This is a genomic window from Salinactinospora qingdaonensis (genome assembly GCF_039539445.1).
In the GTDB taxonomy this organism is placed as follows: Bacteria; Actinomycetota; Actinomycetes; order Streptosporangiales; family Streptosporangiaceae; genus Salinactinospora; species Salinactinospora qingdaonensis.
Genome location: NZ_BAABDD010000014.1, coordinates 21,963 through 37,631, shown reverse-complemented (window position 1 = coordinate 37,631; position 15,669 = coordinate 21,963). Strand labels below are relative to the sequence as shown.

The following is a 15,669-nucleotide window of genomic DNA, read 5'->3' as shown; positions in this document are numbered from 1 at the left end:
GGGGCCTCAGGCATTCGTCAGTGTCATGAGCTTCATCAGGGACTCCTGGGTGGCGTGCTCGCGATCCAGCTCGCCGGTGATGCGGCCCTCGCACATCGCGTACACCCGGTCGCACATGCCCAGCAGCTCGGGTAGCTCGGAGGAGATGAACAGCACACTCTTGCCTTGGGCAACGAGGCGCTGGATGATCAGGTAGATCTCGTACTTGGCGCCGACGTCGATACCGCGGGTGGGCTCGTCGAGGATGAGCAGCTCGGGGTCGGTGAACATCCACTTGGCGAGAACGATCTTTTGCTGATTGCCGCCGCTGAGGTCGCCGGCGGTCTGGAGGATGTCGCGACTCTTGACGCGCATCTGCTCGTGCAGCTCTTCGGCGGCGACGACCTCGCGGGCCGGGTTGATGACCCCGCGGCGGCTGACGCGGTCCAGCCCGGCCAGCGTTATGTTGCGGCGCAGGTCGGTATCGAGGATGAGCCCCTGCTCCTTGCGGTCTTCGGGGACGTAGGCGATACCGGCGGCGATGGCGTCGTCCACGCCGTTGAGCTGGACGCGGTGACCGTCCTTGTGCAGGGTCCCGGAGACGTAGCGGCCGTAGGAGCGCCCGAACAGGCTCATGGCGAATTCGGTGCGCCCGGCCCCCATCAGACCGGCGATGCCGACGATCTCGCCGCGGCGCACCTGGAGTCCGGCGCCGTCGACGACTCGGCGCTCGGCCTGGGTGGGGTGGTCGACGGTCCAGTCGCGCACCTCGAAGCGGACCTCGCCGATGTCGGGCTCGCGTTCGGGGTAGCGCTGGTCGAGATCGCGCCCGACCATGCCGCGGATGATGCGGTCCTCGGTGATCTCGCCTTCGGAGGGGCGCAGCGTCTCGATCGTGCGGCCGTCGCGCAGGATGGTGATGGCGTCGGCGACCTGGATGATCTCGTTGAGTTTGTGGGAGATCAGGATCGAGGTGATGCCTTGGTCGTTGAGTTCGCGCAGCAGCCGCAGCAGGTTGGCGCTGTCGCGTTCGTTGAGCGCCGAGGTGGGCTCGTCCAGGATCAGCAGTCGCACGTCTTTGGACAGCGCCTTGACGATCTCGACGAGCTGGCGGTGGCCCACCCCCAGTGCTGAGACCGGGGTCGTGGGGTCCTCGGCGAGGCCCACCCGATCGAGTAGGTGCTTGGCCTCACCGATGGTGCGGCCCCAGTCGAGGACACCGCCGCGCCGGGTGCGCTCGTTGCCCAAGAAGATGTTCTCGGCGATGGACAGTTGCGGGATGAGCGCGAGCTCCTGGTGGATGATCGCGATCCCGGCCGCCTCGCTGTCGCTGATGTCGCGGAAGGCGCGGGTCTGGCCGTCCATGAGGATGTCGCCGCCGTAGGCGCCGTACGGGTAGATCCCGCTGAGCACCTTCATCAGGGTCGACTTGCCGGCCCCGTTTTCGCCTATCAGGGCGTGGATCTCGCCGCGCGTGACCGTCAGGTCCACGTTCTCCAGCGCCATGACGCCGGGGAAGGCCTTACTGATCCCGCGCATCTGGAGGATGGTGTCGGCCATGCCGCCTCCTCGGTCGGTGGGAGTGGGGCCCGCGCGGACGCGGGCCCCTACTGGTCAGCCGGTGAGTTCGTCCTTGGTGTAGTAGCCGCTGTCGATGAGGATCTCCTCGTAGTTCTCCTGGTCGACCGAGACCGGTTCGAGCAGGTAGGAGGGCACGACCTTGACGCCGTTGTCATAGCTTTCGGTGTCGTTGACCTCGGGCTCCTCCTCGTTGAGCACAGCGTCGACCATGTTCACCGCGACCTCGGCGAGCTCGCGGGTGTCCTTGAAGACGGTCTGGGTCTGCTCGCCGGCGATGATCGACTTGATGGAGGCGGTTTCGGCGTCCTGACCGGTGATCACCGGCATCGGCTTGTCCTCGGTGCCGTAGCCCACGCCCTTGAGCGAGGAGATGATGCCGATGCTGATGCCGTCGTAGGGCGAGAGCACGGCGTCGATGGTGTCCTCGCTGTAGTGGGCGCTGAGCAGGTTGTCCATGCGCGACTGGGCTTTTGCGCCGTCCCAGCGCAGCGTGGAGATCTGGTCCATCGTGGTCTGGCCGCTGCGCACCTCGAGGGTGCCGTCGTCGATGTAGGGCTGGAGCACCGACATGGCGCCGTCGTAGAAGAAGTAGGCGTTGTTGTCGTCGGGTGAGCCGCCGAACAGCTCGATGGTGAAAGGCCCCTCTTCCTCGGGCAGGTTGAGGGCCTGCTCGATGTAGGTGGCCTGCAACACGCCCACCTGGAAGTTGTCGAAGGTGGCGTAGTAGTCGACGTGCTCGGTGCCGCGGATCAGCCGGTCGTAGGAGATGACGGGGATGTCGGAGTCGCCGGCCTTTTGCAGCACCTCGGTGAGGGCCTCGCCGTCAATGGGGGCCACGACGAGCGCGTCGACGCCCTTGGTGATCATGTTCTCGATCTGGGCGATCTGGTTCTCCACGACGTCTTCGCCGTACTGTAGGTCGGCGCCATAGCCCAGCTCCTCGAACTGCTTGACCATGTTGGAGCCGTCGTTGACCCAGCGTTCGGAGGACTTGGTGGGCATAGCGATGCCTACGGTTCCGCTCTCGCCCTCGGGGGCGGCGGCGTCACCGACGGCGCAGCCCGACAGCAGCAGCGCGGCGCTGCCCACGGCCGCGCCCAGGAGTTTCAATGGGGTTCGCATGGGTGTTCTCACAATCGATTGCGGAAAGAGGGCGCGGGATGTCTCCCGCGCCCGGGAAACGGCGGGGGATTCACAGCGGGGTCACGACGAAGCCGTAGTGGCGAGTTCGATGACGGTCCACGACACCGGCGGCAGGCTCAGCCGCAGTCGACCGTCGGCGAGTTCGGCGTCGTCGCGGGAGCGCGGAGCGACCCGGTCGGGTTCCGCTGCGGTGTTGCGCACGTAGGGGTCGGGGTCGGACAGGGTGCGGCACGCGGTGACGCGCTGGGCGCCGAGTGCGCGGGTGTCGACGTCGAACTGGACCGTCTCCTCGGTGGAGCGATTCACGACGAACACGGCGGCCTGGCCGGCCGGGGCATCGTAGGTGGCGACGGCGTCGACGACCGGAACCTCGCCGTGGCGTCCGGTCTCGTAGGTGGGGGACTGCGCCTCGACGCGCAGCACCTCGCCCTTGGCGGTCCTGGCGGTCTCGGCGAAGGGGTGGAAGGTGGTCTGGCGCCAGGCCGGGCCGCCGGGCTCGGCCATGATGGGGGCGATGACGTTGACCAACTGGGCTTGGCAGGCGGCGGTGACGCGGTCGCTGTGGCGCAGCAGGGAGATGAGCATGTTGCCCACGACCACGGCGTCGGCGAGGTGGTAGTGGTCCTCCAGCAGCCGCGGAGCCACTGGCCAGTCGGTGGGCGGGCCGGCGGCTTGAAACCGGCTCAGGTACCACACGTTCCACTCGTCGAAGGAGAGCATGATCCGTTTGGTGGCGCCGCGCTTGGCGCGCACGTAGTCGGCGGTGGCCACCACCGAGTCGATGAAGTGGTCCATGTCGACGGCCGAGGCCAGGAAGCTGCGCAGGTCGCCGTCGTACTCTTCGTAGTAGGCGTGTAGCGAGATGAAGTCGACCTCGTCGTAGGCCTCCTCCAGCACCGTGGCTTCCCACTCGCCGAAGGTGGGCATCTGCGAGCCGGAGCTGCCGCAGGCGACCAACTCCAGGCCGGGCTCGGTCATGCGCATGGCCCGGGCGGTCTGCACGGCGAGCCGCCCGTACTCGCGAGCGCTCATGTGGCCGAGCTGCCAGGGGCCGTCCATCTCGTTGCCCAGGCACCACAGCTTGATGTCGTGGGGCTCGACGCTGCCGTTGGCCGCGCGCATGTCCGACAGCCGGGTACCGCCGGGGTGGTTGGCGTACTCCAGCACGTCCAGCGCCTCGGCGACCCCGCGGGTGCCCAGGTTGACGGCCATCATGGGCTCCACCTCGGCCTTGCGTGCCCAGCGCATGAACTCGTCGAGGCCCACCTCGTTGGTCTCGGTGCTGTGCCAGGCCAAATCGCGGCGGACCGGCCGGTTCTCGCAGGGGCCCACCCCGTCTTCCCAGCGGTAGCCGGAGACGAAGTTGCCGCCGGGGTAGCGGACCATGGTGACGCCCATTTCGCGGGTGAGGTCGAGGACGTCGGTGCGGAAGCCGTCCTTGTCGGCGCTGGGGTGATCGGGTTCGTAGATCCCGGTGTAGACCGCCCGGCCCAGGTGCTCGACGAAACTGCCGAATGTGCGGCGGTTGACGGGAGCGATCCGAAACGCGGGATCGAGGGTGACAGCGGCGGTGAGCACGGTGCGGTTCTCCTCCTGGGATGGCGGGTGGTGCTGCCCCGGACGCCCCGGGGCAGCACCGGTTCATGTGAACGGGTCAGGTGTCGAGTTGGGGCCAGCCGTCGGCGGTCCATTGCAGGGTCTCGATGTTGAGACGGAAGCCGCCGTCGGAGCCGTAGGAGTGGTAGGCGATGTAGGGGCCAGAGACTGACTGGCCGCCCGAGCCGACCTCGTCGCCACGCTCGGCGAGCAACACCGTGCCGCCGCCGTTGAGCATGGACCGACCGTCGCGGTCGACGTAGGGGCCGGTCACCGAGCGAGAACGGCCCACGGCGATCTTGTAGTCGCTGTCAGCGCCCTGACAGCAGTGGTCGAAAGAGACGAAGAGGTAGTACCAGCCGTTGCGGCGCACGATGTGGGGCGCCTCGATGGCGTTGGGAGGTTGCTGACGGTCGGCGATGTGCAGCGGTTCGGACTGGCCGGGGGCGGGTTTGCCGCTGGGCCACTCCAGTTGCAGCATGCGGATGCCGCTCCAGAAGGAGCCGAACGCCAGCCAGGGGGTGCCGTTAGCGTCCTCGACGACCCCGGGGTCAATGGCGTTGTAGTTGTCGCTGGTAAACGACTCGGTGACCATGCCGCGGTCGACCCAGTGGTAGTCAGGGTGGTCGGGGTCGAGAGTGGTGTTGGTGGCCAGGCCGATGACCGAACGGTTGGAGCCAAAGGTCGAGGCGGCGTAGTACAGGTAGTAGGTGCCGTCGTTGTAGTGGACTTCGGGGGCCCACAGGTTGCTGACGCCGGGGACCTCTTGGGAGAGCCACGCCGGTTTGGCGTCGAAGACGGTGCCGGCGCTGCGCCAGAACCGGCCGGTGCGCGAGGAGCGGATCTGGATAGTGCCGTCGGCCACATTGCCGTCGCCAGTGGAGAAGACGTACCAGTCGTCGCCGTTGGTGCCGTGGACCAAGGCGGGGTCGTGGGCGGTCAGGTCCCCGTAGAGCCACAGCCGGTCGGCTGAGGCGGCGGGTGCCATGGCGAGTAGGGTTAACACGGCCACAGCCGCGGTGACAGTGGAGCGCACAAGCCCTCGCATGTCGGTGGTTCCTTCCAGTTGGGGGATGTGAGTCGCGGCGACTTACTTGAGGCCAGCGTCGGTCACGCCACGAACAACCTGACGCTGGAAAATGAGGAAGACGATGATGAGCGGCAGCGCACCAAGGACGGCGGCGGCCATGTTCTGGGCGTACTGGATGCCGTAGGCGCCTTGGACGGTGCCCAGCCCCACCGGGACAGTCATCAGTGCCGGGTCGGTGGTGGCCACGAACGGCCACAGGAAGTTGTTCCAGGCTTGGACGAAGGTGAAGATGCCGACCGCGGCCAGGATCGGGGTGGACATGGGGACGACGACGCTCCACAGCACCCGCAGGTGACCAGCACCGTCCAGGCGGGCGGCCTCCTCGTAGTCGCGCGGGATGTTGTCGAAGAACCGCTTGAGGATGAAGATCATGACCGGGGCCACCACCTGCGGCAGCGCCACGCCCCAGTAGGTGTCGACCAGGCCCAGCGCGGTCATCTCGTCGAACAGCGGAACGATGAGGACCTGCGGCGGCACCAGGATGCCGGCGATGAACAGCGCGAACAGCCAGGAACGCCCGGGAAAGTCGGTCTTGGAGAAGGCGTAAGCGGCCATGACGCAGGTGATCAGGGTGAGTGCGGTGACCACGAGCGAGATGATGGTGCTGTTAAGCAGCCACTGCTGCAAGTCACCACGGGCGATGACCGACCGGTAGGCCTCCAGTGTGGGTTCGATGGGCAACCAGCGGATCGGCACGGCGGTGGTCTCGCCCTCGGGTTTGAGCGAGGTGAGCACCGCCCACACGAGGGGCAGCAGCCACAACAGGGCCAGCACAAGCGCCGAGACGGTGACGGCCACGCCGCCGGGAGTGACGCGCAGCCGGCGACGCTCGGGCCGACCGGGCGCGGTGCGGACGGGAGACGAGGGGGACGTGACGGCGCTCATGCCGCATCCCCCTTCCGGGAGAACAGCCGGAACTGGATAATCGAAGCGATAATGATCACCGCGAAGAACAAGTAGGAGATCGCAGAGGCGTAGCCGATACGCAGCCCGGTGAAGCCCGTGTCGAAGATGTAGCCGATGATGGGTCGGGCAGCGTAGTTGGGGCCACCTGAGCCGTTCGTCATGAGGTAGGCCTGGTCGAACAGCTTGAGTGAGGCCACCATCTGCAACATCACGATCAACGTGGTGGTGCGGCGCAGCAGCGGCAGCGTGATGCGGGTGAGACGCTGCCACGGGCTGGCGCCGTCGATGGCGGCGGCCTCGTAGAGGTGGGCGGGGATGCCCTGTAGCGCGGCGAGGTAGAGCAAGAAGTTGAAACCGACGGTCCACCACACGGTGGTGATGACCACCGACAACAGGACAACGTTCTCGTCACCGAGCCAGCCCACTTGGGACAGGCCCACCGACTGCAACAGGCCGTTGATCATGCCGAAGCCGGGCTGGTACAGCCAGACCCAGATCAGGGTCACCACGGCCACCGGCAGCAGGAACGGGGCGAAGAAGGAGAAGCGCAGGAACCAGCCCAGGCGGGTGGCCCGGTTGGTCAGCAGCGCCATCCCCAATGCGATGAGCACCAGCAGCGGGACGCTCATGGCTGTGAACAGCAGCGTGACCCACAGTGACTGCCACACGGCCGGGTCGGTGAGCATCTCACGCCAGTTGGCCAGGCCGACGAAGGAGACGTCGGTGCTGGCGAGGCTGCGGTCGGTGAAGCTGGTCCACAGTCCGGCCAGCATCGGCCAGACGAGGAAAACGGCGAACAGCACCGTGAAGGGCATGACGAACCACAGGCCGGCCCACGAGGTGCTACGGCGGCGGGTACGGCCGGAGGTATCGGTCGCGGCGGTGGGTGCTCTGCCCTGGTTGACGGTAGCGGCGGGTGCGGTCATAGCAGGCTCCAGAGAAGACGGGGGATGGCCCGGGTCACACCGGCTCCGGGGTGTTGATGAGCTTGCGGGCGGCCCGCTTGAACCGCTCGAGTGCTTCCTCTGGCGTGACCGAACCGTTGTGCACGCCGGCGAAGACCGAGTTGGCCTCGTTTTGCAGTTGGGCGGCCGAGCCGCTGAACCATGCCTGCGGGTCGTACTGCACCTTTTCGGCGGCCTCGCGGTAGTTGACCTGGGGCTTGAGCTCGTTGTACTGCGCACTCTCGGTCACCGGCAGGTAGGCGGGCACGTGCCCGCCTTTGGCCCAGGTGATGCTGTTTTTGAGCATCCAGGCCGCGTACTCCACGGCCGCGCGCACCGCGGCGTCGTTAGGGGTCCTGCGGTGGGGCAGCACGAAGGCGTGGGAGTCGCCCTGGCCCAGCGCCTCGCCGTAGATGCCGGGAAACGGCTGCATCCCGAAGTTCATGCCGGCGTCTTGGAACGTGGTGATCTCCCAGTTACCGGCGAACATCAGCCCCGCGATCTCGTTTTGGAAATTGGCGGGGGTGCCGGGCGCGTCGGAGACCTCAGGTGCCAGCCCCTCCTGGCAGATGCGGCGCAGCAGGTCGAGGACGCGCAGCGCCTTGTCGTCGTCGATGCCCAACTCGCCGTCGAAAGTCATCTCCCCGCCGAGTTGGCGATACAGCGACCAGAACTGCCGCCAGGCGCCAGTGGTGTCCATCGCGATCCCGTACTGGCCGGTGACGTCTTTGACCGCGGCCAGCAGGTCGATGAACTCCTCCTCGCTGGTGGGCTGGATCAGCTCACCATCAGCGTCGAGGACGCCCGCGCTGTCACAGATGTCGCGGTTGAAGTAGGTGACGACGAGGTGGGTGTCGAGCGGGATGGCGTAGAGCTGGCCGTCGACCACGCATTTGTCCCAAATGTTGGGCAGCACGTCGTTCTCGGTGACACCGAACTCGGCGAGCACGTCGACCGGAACCGGGTCGATCAGCGTGCCCGGCCCCATGCCGCGCAACCGCGACAGGTGCAATGTAGCGATATCAAAGGCGCGTCCCCCGGCTGCGCCCATCGTGAACTTGGTGTAGAAGGGGTTGCCCCACAGGTAGGTCGTAGGACGGAAGTCGATCCCGGGATGCTCGCTTCGGTAGGCGTCGTGCATCTGGACCATGCGGGCGCCATCGCCACCGGTGAACAAGTTCCACTGGCGGACCGGAGTGCGGCTATCGAGGGCGGTGGTGGCGGGCCCGCAGCCGGCGAGGCTGAGCCCGGCCGCCGCGAGGCCCCCCATCAGGAAGGAACGGCGTCCAATTCCGACTGGTCGGTATGGTGTGGGTGTGGGATGTATGCGCATTGGCGCCTCCTCGGTCATTGGCGCCGCCGTCACGGCCGTCCCCAGCGACCGCGGGGCGGGGCGAGGCGCCTCCACAGAGGCACCCGGACACGCTGAGTGCGGACCCCATGCCCCGTGAAGGGCCCGCACTGTCGGGTTTTAGACCTGGTAGAACTCGATGCCGACCATCTCGCAGAAAACCTGCCAGTCAGCGGCGACGTGGCCGAGGTTCATGACCATGTGGTGGGTACCGCCGGCGCGTAGCCAACCGTCCATGCACGTGCGAACGCCCGAGGCCGGTCGGAACTGGCCATAGGGCATCTCCAGGGCAGGCAGCTCTTGGGAGTCCAGTACCTCGCCCTCGCTGACGACCAGGCGGAAACGCTCGCCGCCGAGAGCGACCAGGGAGGCCAATGTCGCCGGTCCCGGCTGGATACGGAACAGCAGCGTGGGCGGGTCATCGAGGTTGCCGATGCCCAGCGGGCGTTTGATCAGCCGCACCGGTTCGTCGTCGCGGGCGACCTTCCAATTGCCCTCCCCCATGTGGCTCATGAGGATGGAATCCGACGGGAAGTCCATCGCGTACATCTCAGTGAAGTGGCCATCCCCAGCAAGCTGGTGGCCGGCGTAAACGATGGACGCGGCGAGCGCGTCGCCCTCACCTGCGAAGCCGTAGCCCTGGGACATGAGCGTGGAGGCCGCCGCCATGGGCAACCGCGGGAAACGGCCGTCCTCACCAATGGCGTCGAAGTGGGTGGAGTAGGCGCCACAATCGTGCTCGCGCAGCAGCCGCTCGATACTCAACTGTAGGCGCGCGTGATCCTCGCGCTCCTCCTTCGACAGCCGCGGATCGATCGAGAAACGCTGGTCCTCCCAGGCCATGAGCTCGGCAACCTCCGAGCTGGACAGCTCCTGGGTAGCGCGGTACAGCCGCCCCGGCGCGATCGTCACGATCTCCGGTCCCAGAGCGCGCGCCAGCGCTGTTTCGTCGAAACGGGCGTCACCCATACCGTTCATGGCGTAGCCGAAGATGCCCACCCGCAGTTGGCGCCAGGCCGTGACCGCGCGAGCGGCCCGCGCCCACCGGCTCACCCGGGAACGGAACGCTTCGGTCTGCCACTCCTCGGTGATGACGTCGAAGGGCAGGCCGGCGCGCACCATCGCGTTAGCGGTGTCCTGCGCACCATGGATGCCCTGGTTGTAGGTCATGTCGGCCATGTCCCACTCGGGCGTCACCGTGGGGTCGGGCTGAATGTTGGCCAGACACACCGGCAGCCGCGCCTCGTTGAACACACGGGTAATCCGCAGCGAGGGGCCGTAGGTGAGCATGACGACGAGGACCCCGTCGAGATCGGCGTTCTCGAAGTCACGCATCGCGCGCTCGGCGTTGGCGCGGCCACGCACCGGCGGCGCGACAACCACCTCGGCCACGTCGGCGAGGTGGGCCGCAACATCACGGGCGTAGCCGGCCTGCCGGTCGGTGATGCCAGGGATCATGTCGTCGTAGAGCTCCTGCATGATCCCCATGAGCCCGATACGGGGAAGACGATCGGTCAAGACTGCGCACCTTCTTCTTGTTGCTGGGGTTGACTCGCACCGCGCTGGCCGTAGACGTTTTGGTACCGCTCGTAGAGAGCGTCGATGTGCTCGGCGGCGAGGGCACCCACTGGACCGTGAACGCGCGCCAGATGGACCGTGCGGGCCACGTCCTCACACATCACCGCGGCCTTGACCGCGGCCTTGGCGTTCTTTCCTATCGTGAAGACGCCGTGGTTGCGCATGAGCACCGCGGGCGAGCGGTGACCGGTGAGCGTGTTGACGATGCCCTTGCCGATGTCGTCGCCACCGATGAGCGCAAAAGGGCCCACGGGGATATCCGCACCGAACTCGTCGGCCATGGCGGTGATGGCGCACGGGATGGGCTCGCCGCGCGCGGCCCAGGCGGTGGCGTAGGGGCTGTGGGTGTGGACCACTCCCCCCACGTCGGGCATGGCTCGGTAGACATAGGCGTGGGCGGCGGTGTCACTGGATGGGGAGTACTCGCCGTCGACCACGGTGCCGTCGAGATCGGTCACCACCATCGACTCCGGCGTCAGCTCGTCGTAGAGCAGGCCGCTGGGTTTGATGACGAGCAGATCGGCATCGGGAACGCGGGCGGAGATGTTGCCGCTGGTCCACGTCACCAGTCCCCAGCGCAGTAGCTCGGCATGGAGATCGCAGACGTCGCGGCGCACCTGGTCGACGCTGTCAGGCAGCACAGTCATCTGTCCCTTCGCTGGTCACTGGGTGTGGGTGCGGTTGCGAATCCGGCGCAGGCGATGCAGTGCGTCGCTACCGCCGCGGCCGAAGTGGTCGTGTAGATCGGTGTAGACGGCGTACAAATCGTCGTAGGCGTCGGCGCGGGCATGGTCGGGACGGAACACGTCGCGTTCGACCTTGCCCATGGCCGCCGAAGCCGCGTGGATGTCGGGATAGGCGCCGGCGGCCACAGCGGCGTGGATCGCCGAACCAAGAGCGGGCCCCTGGTCGGAGCCGATGGCGTGCAGCGGACGCCGCAGCACATCGGCGTAGACCTGCATCACGAAGGGGTTGCGCACCAGGCCACCGGCGACGACGAAGTCGCGCACCGGCACCCCCGAAGAGTCGAAGGCGTCGACGATGGTGCGGGTACCGTAGGCGGTGGCCTCCACCAGCGCCCGATAGATCTCCTCGGGGCGGGTGGCCAGGGTGAGGCCGGCGATCACCCCGGAGAGGTCGTGGTCGACCAGCACCGACCGGTTGCCGCTGTGCCAATCCAGGGCCACCAGCCCGTGCCCGCCGACCGGCTGGCTCACGGCCTTCTCAGAGAGCAGTTCGTGGGCGGAGAGGCCGCGTTGGGCCGCTTCACGGGCGTACTCCTCGGGTAGGCCCGTGTCGACGAACCAGCCGAAAATGTCGCCCACGCCGCTTTGTCCGGCCTCGTAGCCCCACAGCCCCGGCACGATCCCGTCGCGCACCACCCCGCACATGCCCGGCACTTCGGCCAGGGTCTCGGCGTTCATGACATGGCAGGTGCTGGTGCCCATGACGGCCAGCATCTGGCCCGGGCCGGTGGCGCAGGCCGCCGCGGCCGTCACGTGGGCGTCGACGTTGCCCACGGCCACGGCGATGCCCTCGGGCAGGCCGGTCCAGGCCGCGGCTTGGGCGGTGAGACCGCCGGCGCGGCCACCCAACTGCGACAGCGGGTGGGCGAGTTTGGTGTCGACGAAGTCGGTGAAGCGGGGGTCGAGAGCGGCGAGGTAGTCATGGTCGGGCCAGACCCCGTCCTGGTGGATGCCCTTGTAGCCGGCGGTGCAGACGTTGCGGGTCTCCCGGCCGCACATCTGCCACACGATCCAGTCGGCGGCCTCGATCCAGCGGTCGGTGCGCTCGTAGACCTCCGGGTCCTCCCGAAGCACCTGCAACGCCTTGGCGAACTCCCACTCCGAGGAGATCTTGCCGCCGTAGCGGGGCAGCCAGAACTCGCCGCGCTGACTCGCCAGGGCGTTGATGTCGTCGGCCTCGGGCTGGGCGGCGTGGTGCTTCCACAGCTTGGGGTAGGCGTGCGGACGGTCGAGGAGGTCGGGGAGCTCGCACAGCGGGATGCCGTCTACGGTGGTGGGCAGAACCGTGCAGGCGGTGAAGTCGGTGGCGATGCCCACAACCTGTTCGGGAGTGGCACCACTGTCGGCCAGCGCTTTGGGTACCGCCCGGCGCAGCACGGCGCGGTAGTCCTCGGGCACCTGGAGCGCCGTTTCGGGGGGAAGCTGGCGGGAGGACCCCGGCAGTGTCTCGGAGATGACCCCGTGCTCGTAGTCGTGGACCGCACTGGCCAACTCCGCGCCGTCGCTGACCCGCACGACGACGGCGCGTCCCGAAAGCGTTCCGAAGTCGATTCCGATCACTACGGACGATTCGCTGTTAGCGCTAACATTTGTGTTCAAGGGGGCTCCTCGCGCAGCGGAGATCATGGGTGGGAGACCGTACTCATGCGTTGGACGAGCCGGGCGGGCACCACCTCGCGCGCGGCGCCCCCGTCCCGACGGGAAGTCTCGTTGCCGGCCAGCAGGTCGAGCAGCATCTGGATCGCCCGCTCCCCCACTTCGGTAAAGTCCTGACGCACGGTCGTCAGCGGCGGCGTGAAGAACTCGGCCTCGGGGACGTCATCGAAGCCGACCACGCTGACGTCCTCGGGCACGCGCAGCCCCGACTCGGCCAGCGCCCGCAGCACCCCCAACGCCATCTGGTCGTTGGCGACGAAGACCGCCGAGACCCCATGACTCGAATCGGCGGCCAGCCGCAATCCGATCTCAAAGCCCGACCGGGGACTCCAATCGCCGTAGTAGGGCTCGGGAATGGGGCAATCGGCCTCAGTCAACGCCTGACGCCACCCGGTGACGCGGCCTTCGGCCTCCAACCAGTCGAGGGGGCCGGCCACGTGGTGGACCGTGTGGTAACCGCAGTCCAGCAGGTGGCGCGTGGCCGCGTAGGCACCGCCCACCTGGTCAACGCACACCACCGGGGTACCGTTGGCGCGACCGCCCTCGACAGCCACGAGCGGACGCTGAGCGGGCAGGTCGGCCAGCGCTTCGACCGCGCTGCGTTGAGGGGCGATGACGATGACACCGTCAACCGACTGTTCGGCGAGATGGTTGAGCGCCTCCGAGACCGTCTGGCGGGTGATCGTCCGCAGGCTGACGATACTGACGAAGTAGCCGGCCTCACGGGCGGCCTGCTCGATGCCGAGCAGCGTGCTCGCCGGACCGTAGAGCGTGGTGTCGAAGGCCACGACGCCCAGGATGCGGGTCTTGCGGGTAACCAGGGCACGCGCCGAGAGGTTGCGGTGGTAGCCCAACTCCTCGATGGCGTTACGCACGCGCGTCTGGGTCTCCGCCCTAACATTGGGGTGACCGTTGAGCACGCGCGAGACGGTCTGATGGCTGACGCCAGCGAGCCTGGCAACATCTGCCATGACCGGTTCACGCCTAGAGGAAGACGGCATGGTCGTTCGACACCTCGTGAAACGTCCGATTAATGGGTACGTGACGCGAGAAACATTGTTAGCGCTAACATTCACGGCGTCAAGGGGGTAGCTCCCCTCGTTTTCCCACTCGTTATGCGCCAGGTCACAGCAGCGCCCACACAACCGCCGCGACCGGCCCGGAAAGCCCCCTGCGAGCAGGAGAGCGGAGTGAGCAGGAGGACGGAGAGACGAGGCCGAGCGGGACCAGGGGCGGACACGGAGGGCGTGAAAGGCCAAGGCGGACAGAGCGAACGGGCCGATACGGATGAAGCGAGAGGCCAACGCCTACGTCCGGAGAATGAACCCTTCGTGCCGTCTCGCCCTGGCACCCACCCCGCAGCCATCACCACCTTGGACGTCAACCGCCACACCGCCTACAGCCACCTGACCACCGCCCGTCCCCCGGCTGAATCACCGAACGGGAAGACAACGGTTGCCCTCCCCCGCAAACTCCCAACCGGCCCCCAGAGCCGCGACTAGACTGCCCCCATGCGCCACCGATCAACACCCCTGCACACTTTGCGACCTATGCGGCATTCGCCCGATTCTCAACAAGTGGTCAAAACAGCCACCCACCACTGATAGCGTCGCAGGTCAACGAGGGTGCTCCCCGCGCGTGCGGGGATGGTCCCAATCCACGGGGGCTGTCGCCCTCGATGCGTGCGTGCTCCCCGCGCGTGCGGGGATGGTCCCGTTCTTCAGGAAATCCATCTGTCAGAGCCTAAGTGCTCCCCGCGCGTGCGGGGATGGTCCCTCTGATCCCGGGGGCCGGATCGCGTTCGCGTTGTGCTCCCCGCGCGTGCGGGGATGGTCCCCCCGGGCATAGCCGGGGCGAGGATGGGAGGGCGTGCTCCCCGCGCGTGCGGGGATGGTCTCGACCTTTCACTACCGCACCTATGGTCATGCGCGTGCTCCCCACTCCCCGCGTTGGCGGGGGCTGGTGGGGTTGGGAGGGTGGCGTCGTCCGCTCGTGCCTCGATCGCTTCGCGATCTCAGCAGCCGGAGAGGGCGCGGTTGCCGAGGTGAGGTGAAGTGGTGCCGGCGGCCGCCGAGGTCAAGGAACGTCGCTACAGTCCAGGACACAACAACCGGTGGTGTCCTCTCCGGGAAGGGCACCAGGCTGCGCCCCAAGACACAGCCCCCGTGATAGAGGGCCTCTCCGGGGCGGCCGGCAAACTGAGGCACCCACCCTAGGCACAGCCCACCCTGGGCTGCTGAGATCGCGAAGCGATCGAGGCACGAGCGACGGGGAAACCCGCCCCGACCGCCTCAACCCGAAACCACGCCGCAGCCGCCACACGCGCAGGGAGACTCCCTCCTCGCGCAAAAGCCGCGCTTCCAGATCTTCGTACCCCCGCGCGTGCGGGGATGGCCCCAACTCAACCTCGCTGGGCCACGGTCCGTGGAGGTACTCCCCGGCGGAGGTTTGCGGCTGGGTGTGGGTTGGTGTTGAGGGTGTCGTGTGGTGCTTCTTGCCGATCGTGCCTCGATCGCTTCGCGATCTCAGCAGCCTAAGGGGGCACAGTAGCTAAGGTGACCTGGAACGATGCAGGCGAACACCGGGTGGGGGCCGGCGGTGGCGATCATGGGTGAAGGTGGCCTGATGCCGGTGTTGTGACTTTTATGTTGCTAGCAGTAACGAAAGACAGCGAAGACGGGCAGTGGGTGGGGGGCGACGCTGGGGCGGCTCCGGTGCGCTGGAGTGACTGGCGGCAACGTAGGCAGCGACGGCGGCCGGTGGGTAAGGGTGGTCGGGTGTCGGTGCCGCTGGTTGGGGTGGGGTGGACGGCGGAGAGCAGCAAAGGCCGGTGGTGGTGAGGGGGAATGAGGGGAAGAGGTCGGGTTGGTACTGCGGATTCGGGTTACCGCTGGTAACGGGGGGCGGTGAGGGCGATCGGTGAGGGGCGGCGCCGAAGTAGGGGCCTGCCGCCAGGACCGGGGGCACAGGGAAGCGGCCTTGGGTCAGAGGAGAGTGGTGGGGATGAGCGGAAGGACTGGCCAGCGCGGCATGATCGCCGCGAGGGGTGCCCGCTCGGCGATCCGGGGGCACGAGAATTGCCGAGTGGGCACCCCTTGT

At 67.4% G+C, this 15,669-nt stretch carries 11 protein-coding genes and 1 CRISPR repeat array; all 11 genes read right to left on the bottom strand.

The window, feature by feature from the left end:
* Positions 1 to 6: 6 nt before the first annotated feature.
* A complete protein-coding gene (mmsA, locus tag ABD848_RS15360) occupies positions 7 to 1,539 on the bottom strand; it encodes a multiple monosaccharide ABC transporter ATP-binding protein (protein ID WP_344972404.1) in 1,533 nt (510 codons plus the stop codon).
* A gap of 54 nt (positions 1,540 to 1,593) precedes the next feature.
* Entirely contained in the window at positions 1,594 to 2,682 is a 1,089-nt protein-coding gene (chvE, locus tag ABD848_RS15355; RefSeq protein WP_344972402.1) for a multiple monosaccharide ABC transporter substrate-binding protein, read from the bottom strand.
* Between the two features lie 81 nt (positions 2,683 to 2,763).
* On the bottom strand, positions 2,764 to 4,281 hold the full coding sequence (arfA, locus tag ABD848_RS15350) for an arabinosylfuranosidase ArfA (protein WP_344972400.1): 1,518 nt from the start codon (positions 4,279 to 4,281) through the stop codon (positions 2,764 to 2,766).
* A gap of 76 nt (positions 4,282 to 4,357) precedes the next feature.
* Positions 4,358 to 5,347 (bottom strand): arabinan endo-1,5-alpha-L-arabinosidase, encoded by a 990-nt coding sequence (locus ABD848_RS15345; protein ID WP_344972398.1) that lies wholly within the window; start codon positions 5,345 to 5,347, stop codon positions 4,358 to 4,360.
* 42 nt (positions 5,348 to 5,389) lie between these two features.
* Positions 5,390 to 6,274: a carbohydrate ABC transporter permease gene (locus tag ABD848_RS15340; protein ID WP_344972396.1), complete on the bottom strand. Its 885-nt coding sequence runs from the start codon at positions 6,272 to 6,274 to the stop codon at positions 5,390 to 5,392.
* Entirely contained in the window at positions 6,271 to 7,221 is a 951-nt protein-coding gene (locus tag ABD848_RS15335; protein ID WP_344972394.1) for a carbohydrate ABC transporter permease, read from the bottom strand. The genes ABD848_RS15340 and ABD848_RS15335 overlap by 4 nt, the downstream gene beginning before the upstream one ends.
* Positions 7,222 to 7,255: 34 nt before the next feature.
* Complete coding sequence (locus ABD848_RS15330; RefSeq protein WP_425567554.1) at positions 7,256 to 8,509, bottom strand: extracellular solute-binding protein; 1,254 nt, start codon at positions 8,507 to 8,509, stop codon at positions 7,256 to 7,258.
* A gap of 201 nt (positions 8,510 to 8,710) precedes the next feature.
* Positions 8,711 to 10,078, bottom strand: coding sequence for an L-fucose/L-arabinose isomerase family protein (locus ABD848_RS15325; protein ID WP_344972577.1), 1,368 nt, complete (start codon positions 10,076 to 10,078; stop codon positions 8,711 to 8,713).
* Between the two features lie 26 nt (positions 10,079 to 10,104).
* The gene (locus tag ABD848_RS15320; protein WP_344972390.1) at positions 10,105 to 10,815 is read right to left on the bottom strand and encodes an L-ribulose-5-phosphate 4-epimerase; all 711 of its coding nucleotides are present in this window, start codon (positions 10,813 to 10,815) and stop codon (positions 10,105 to 10,107) included.
* Positions 10,816 to 10,830: 15 nt separating this feature from the next.
* Positions 10,831 to 12,513, bottom strand: a complete 1,683-nt coding sequence (araB, locus tag ABD848_RS15315) for a ribulokinase (protein ID WP_344972388.1) — start codon at positions 12,511 to 12,513, stop codon at positions 10,831 to 10,833.
* Positions 12,514 to 12,536: 23 nt separating this feature from the next.
* Positions 12,537 to 13,541 carry a LacI family DNA-binding transcriptional regulator gene (locus ABD848_RS15310; protein WP_344972386.1) on the bottom strand — a complete coding sequence of 335 codons (1,005 nt, stop codon included), beginning with the start codon at positions 13,539 to 13,541 and terminating at the stop codon, positions 12,537 to 12,539.
* 654 nt (positions 13,542 to 14,195) lie between these two features.
* Positions 14,196 to 14,468: direct repeats of the CRISPR family, unit length 29 nt; unit sequence GTGCTCCCCGCGCGTGCGGGGATGGTCCC.
* Positions 14,469 to 15,669 lie beyond the last annotated feature (1,201 nt).

Coding starts and splice junctions, on each gene's coding strand:
- mmsA (WP_344972404.1), bottom strand. CDS start 1,539: ATGGCCGACACCATCCTCCAGATGCGCGGGATCAGTAAGGCCTTCCCC.
- chvE (WP_344972402.1), bottom strand. CDS start 2,682: ATGCGAACCCCATTGAAACTCCTGGGCGCGGCCGTGGGCAGCGCCGCG.
- ABD848_RS15345 (WP_344972398.1), bottom strand. CDS start 5,347: ATGCGAGGGCTTGTGCGCTCCACTGTCACCGCGGCTGTGGCCGTGTTA.
- ABD848_RS15340 (WP_344972396.1), bottom strand. CDS start 6,274: ATGAGCGCCGTCACGTCCCCCTCGTCTCCCGTCCGCACCGCGCCCGGT.
- ABD848_RS15335 (WP_344972394.1), bottom strand. CDS start 7,221: ATGACCGCACCCGCCGCTACCGTCAACCAGGGCAGAGCACCCACCGCC.
- ABD848_RS15330 (WP_425567554.1), bottom strand. CDS start 8,509: ATGGGGGGCCTCGCGGCGGCCGGGCTCAGCCTCGCCGGCTGCGGGCCC.
- ABD848_RS15325 (WP_344972577.1), bottom strand. CDS start 10,078: ATGGGGATCATGCAGGAGCTCTACGACGACATGATCCCTGGCATCACC.
- ABD848_RS15320 (WP_344972390.1), bottom strand. CDS start 10,815: ATGACTGTGCTGCCTGACAGCGTCGACCAGGTGCGCCGCGACGTCTGC.
- ABD848_RS15310 (WP_344972386.1), bottom strand. CDS start 13,541: ATGGCAGATGTTGCCAGGCTCGCTGGCGTCAGCCATCAGACCGTCTCG.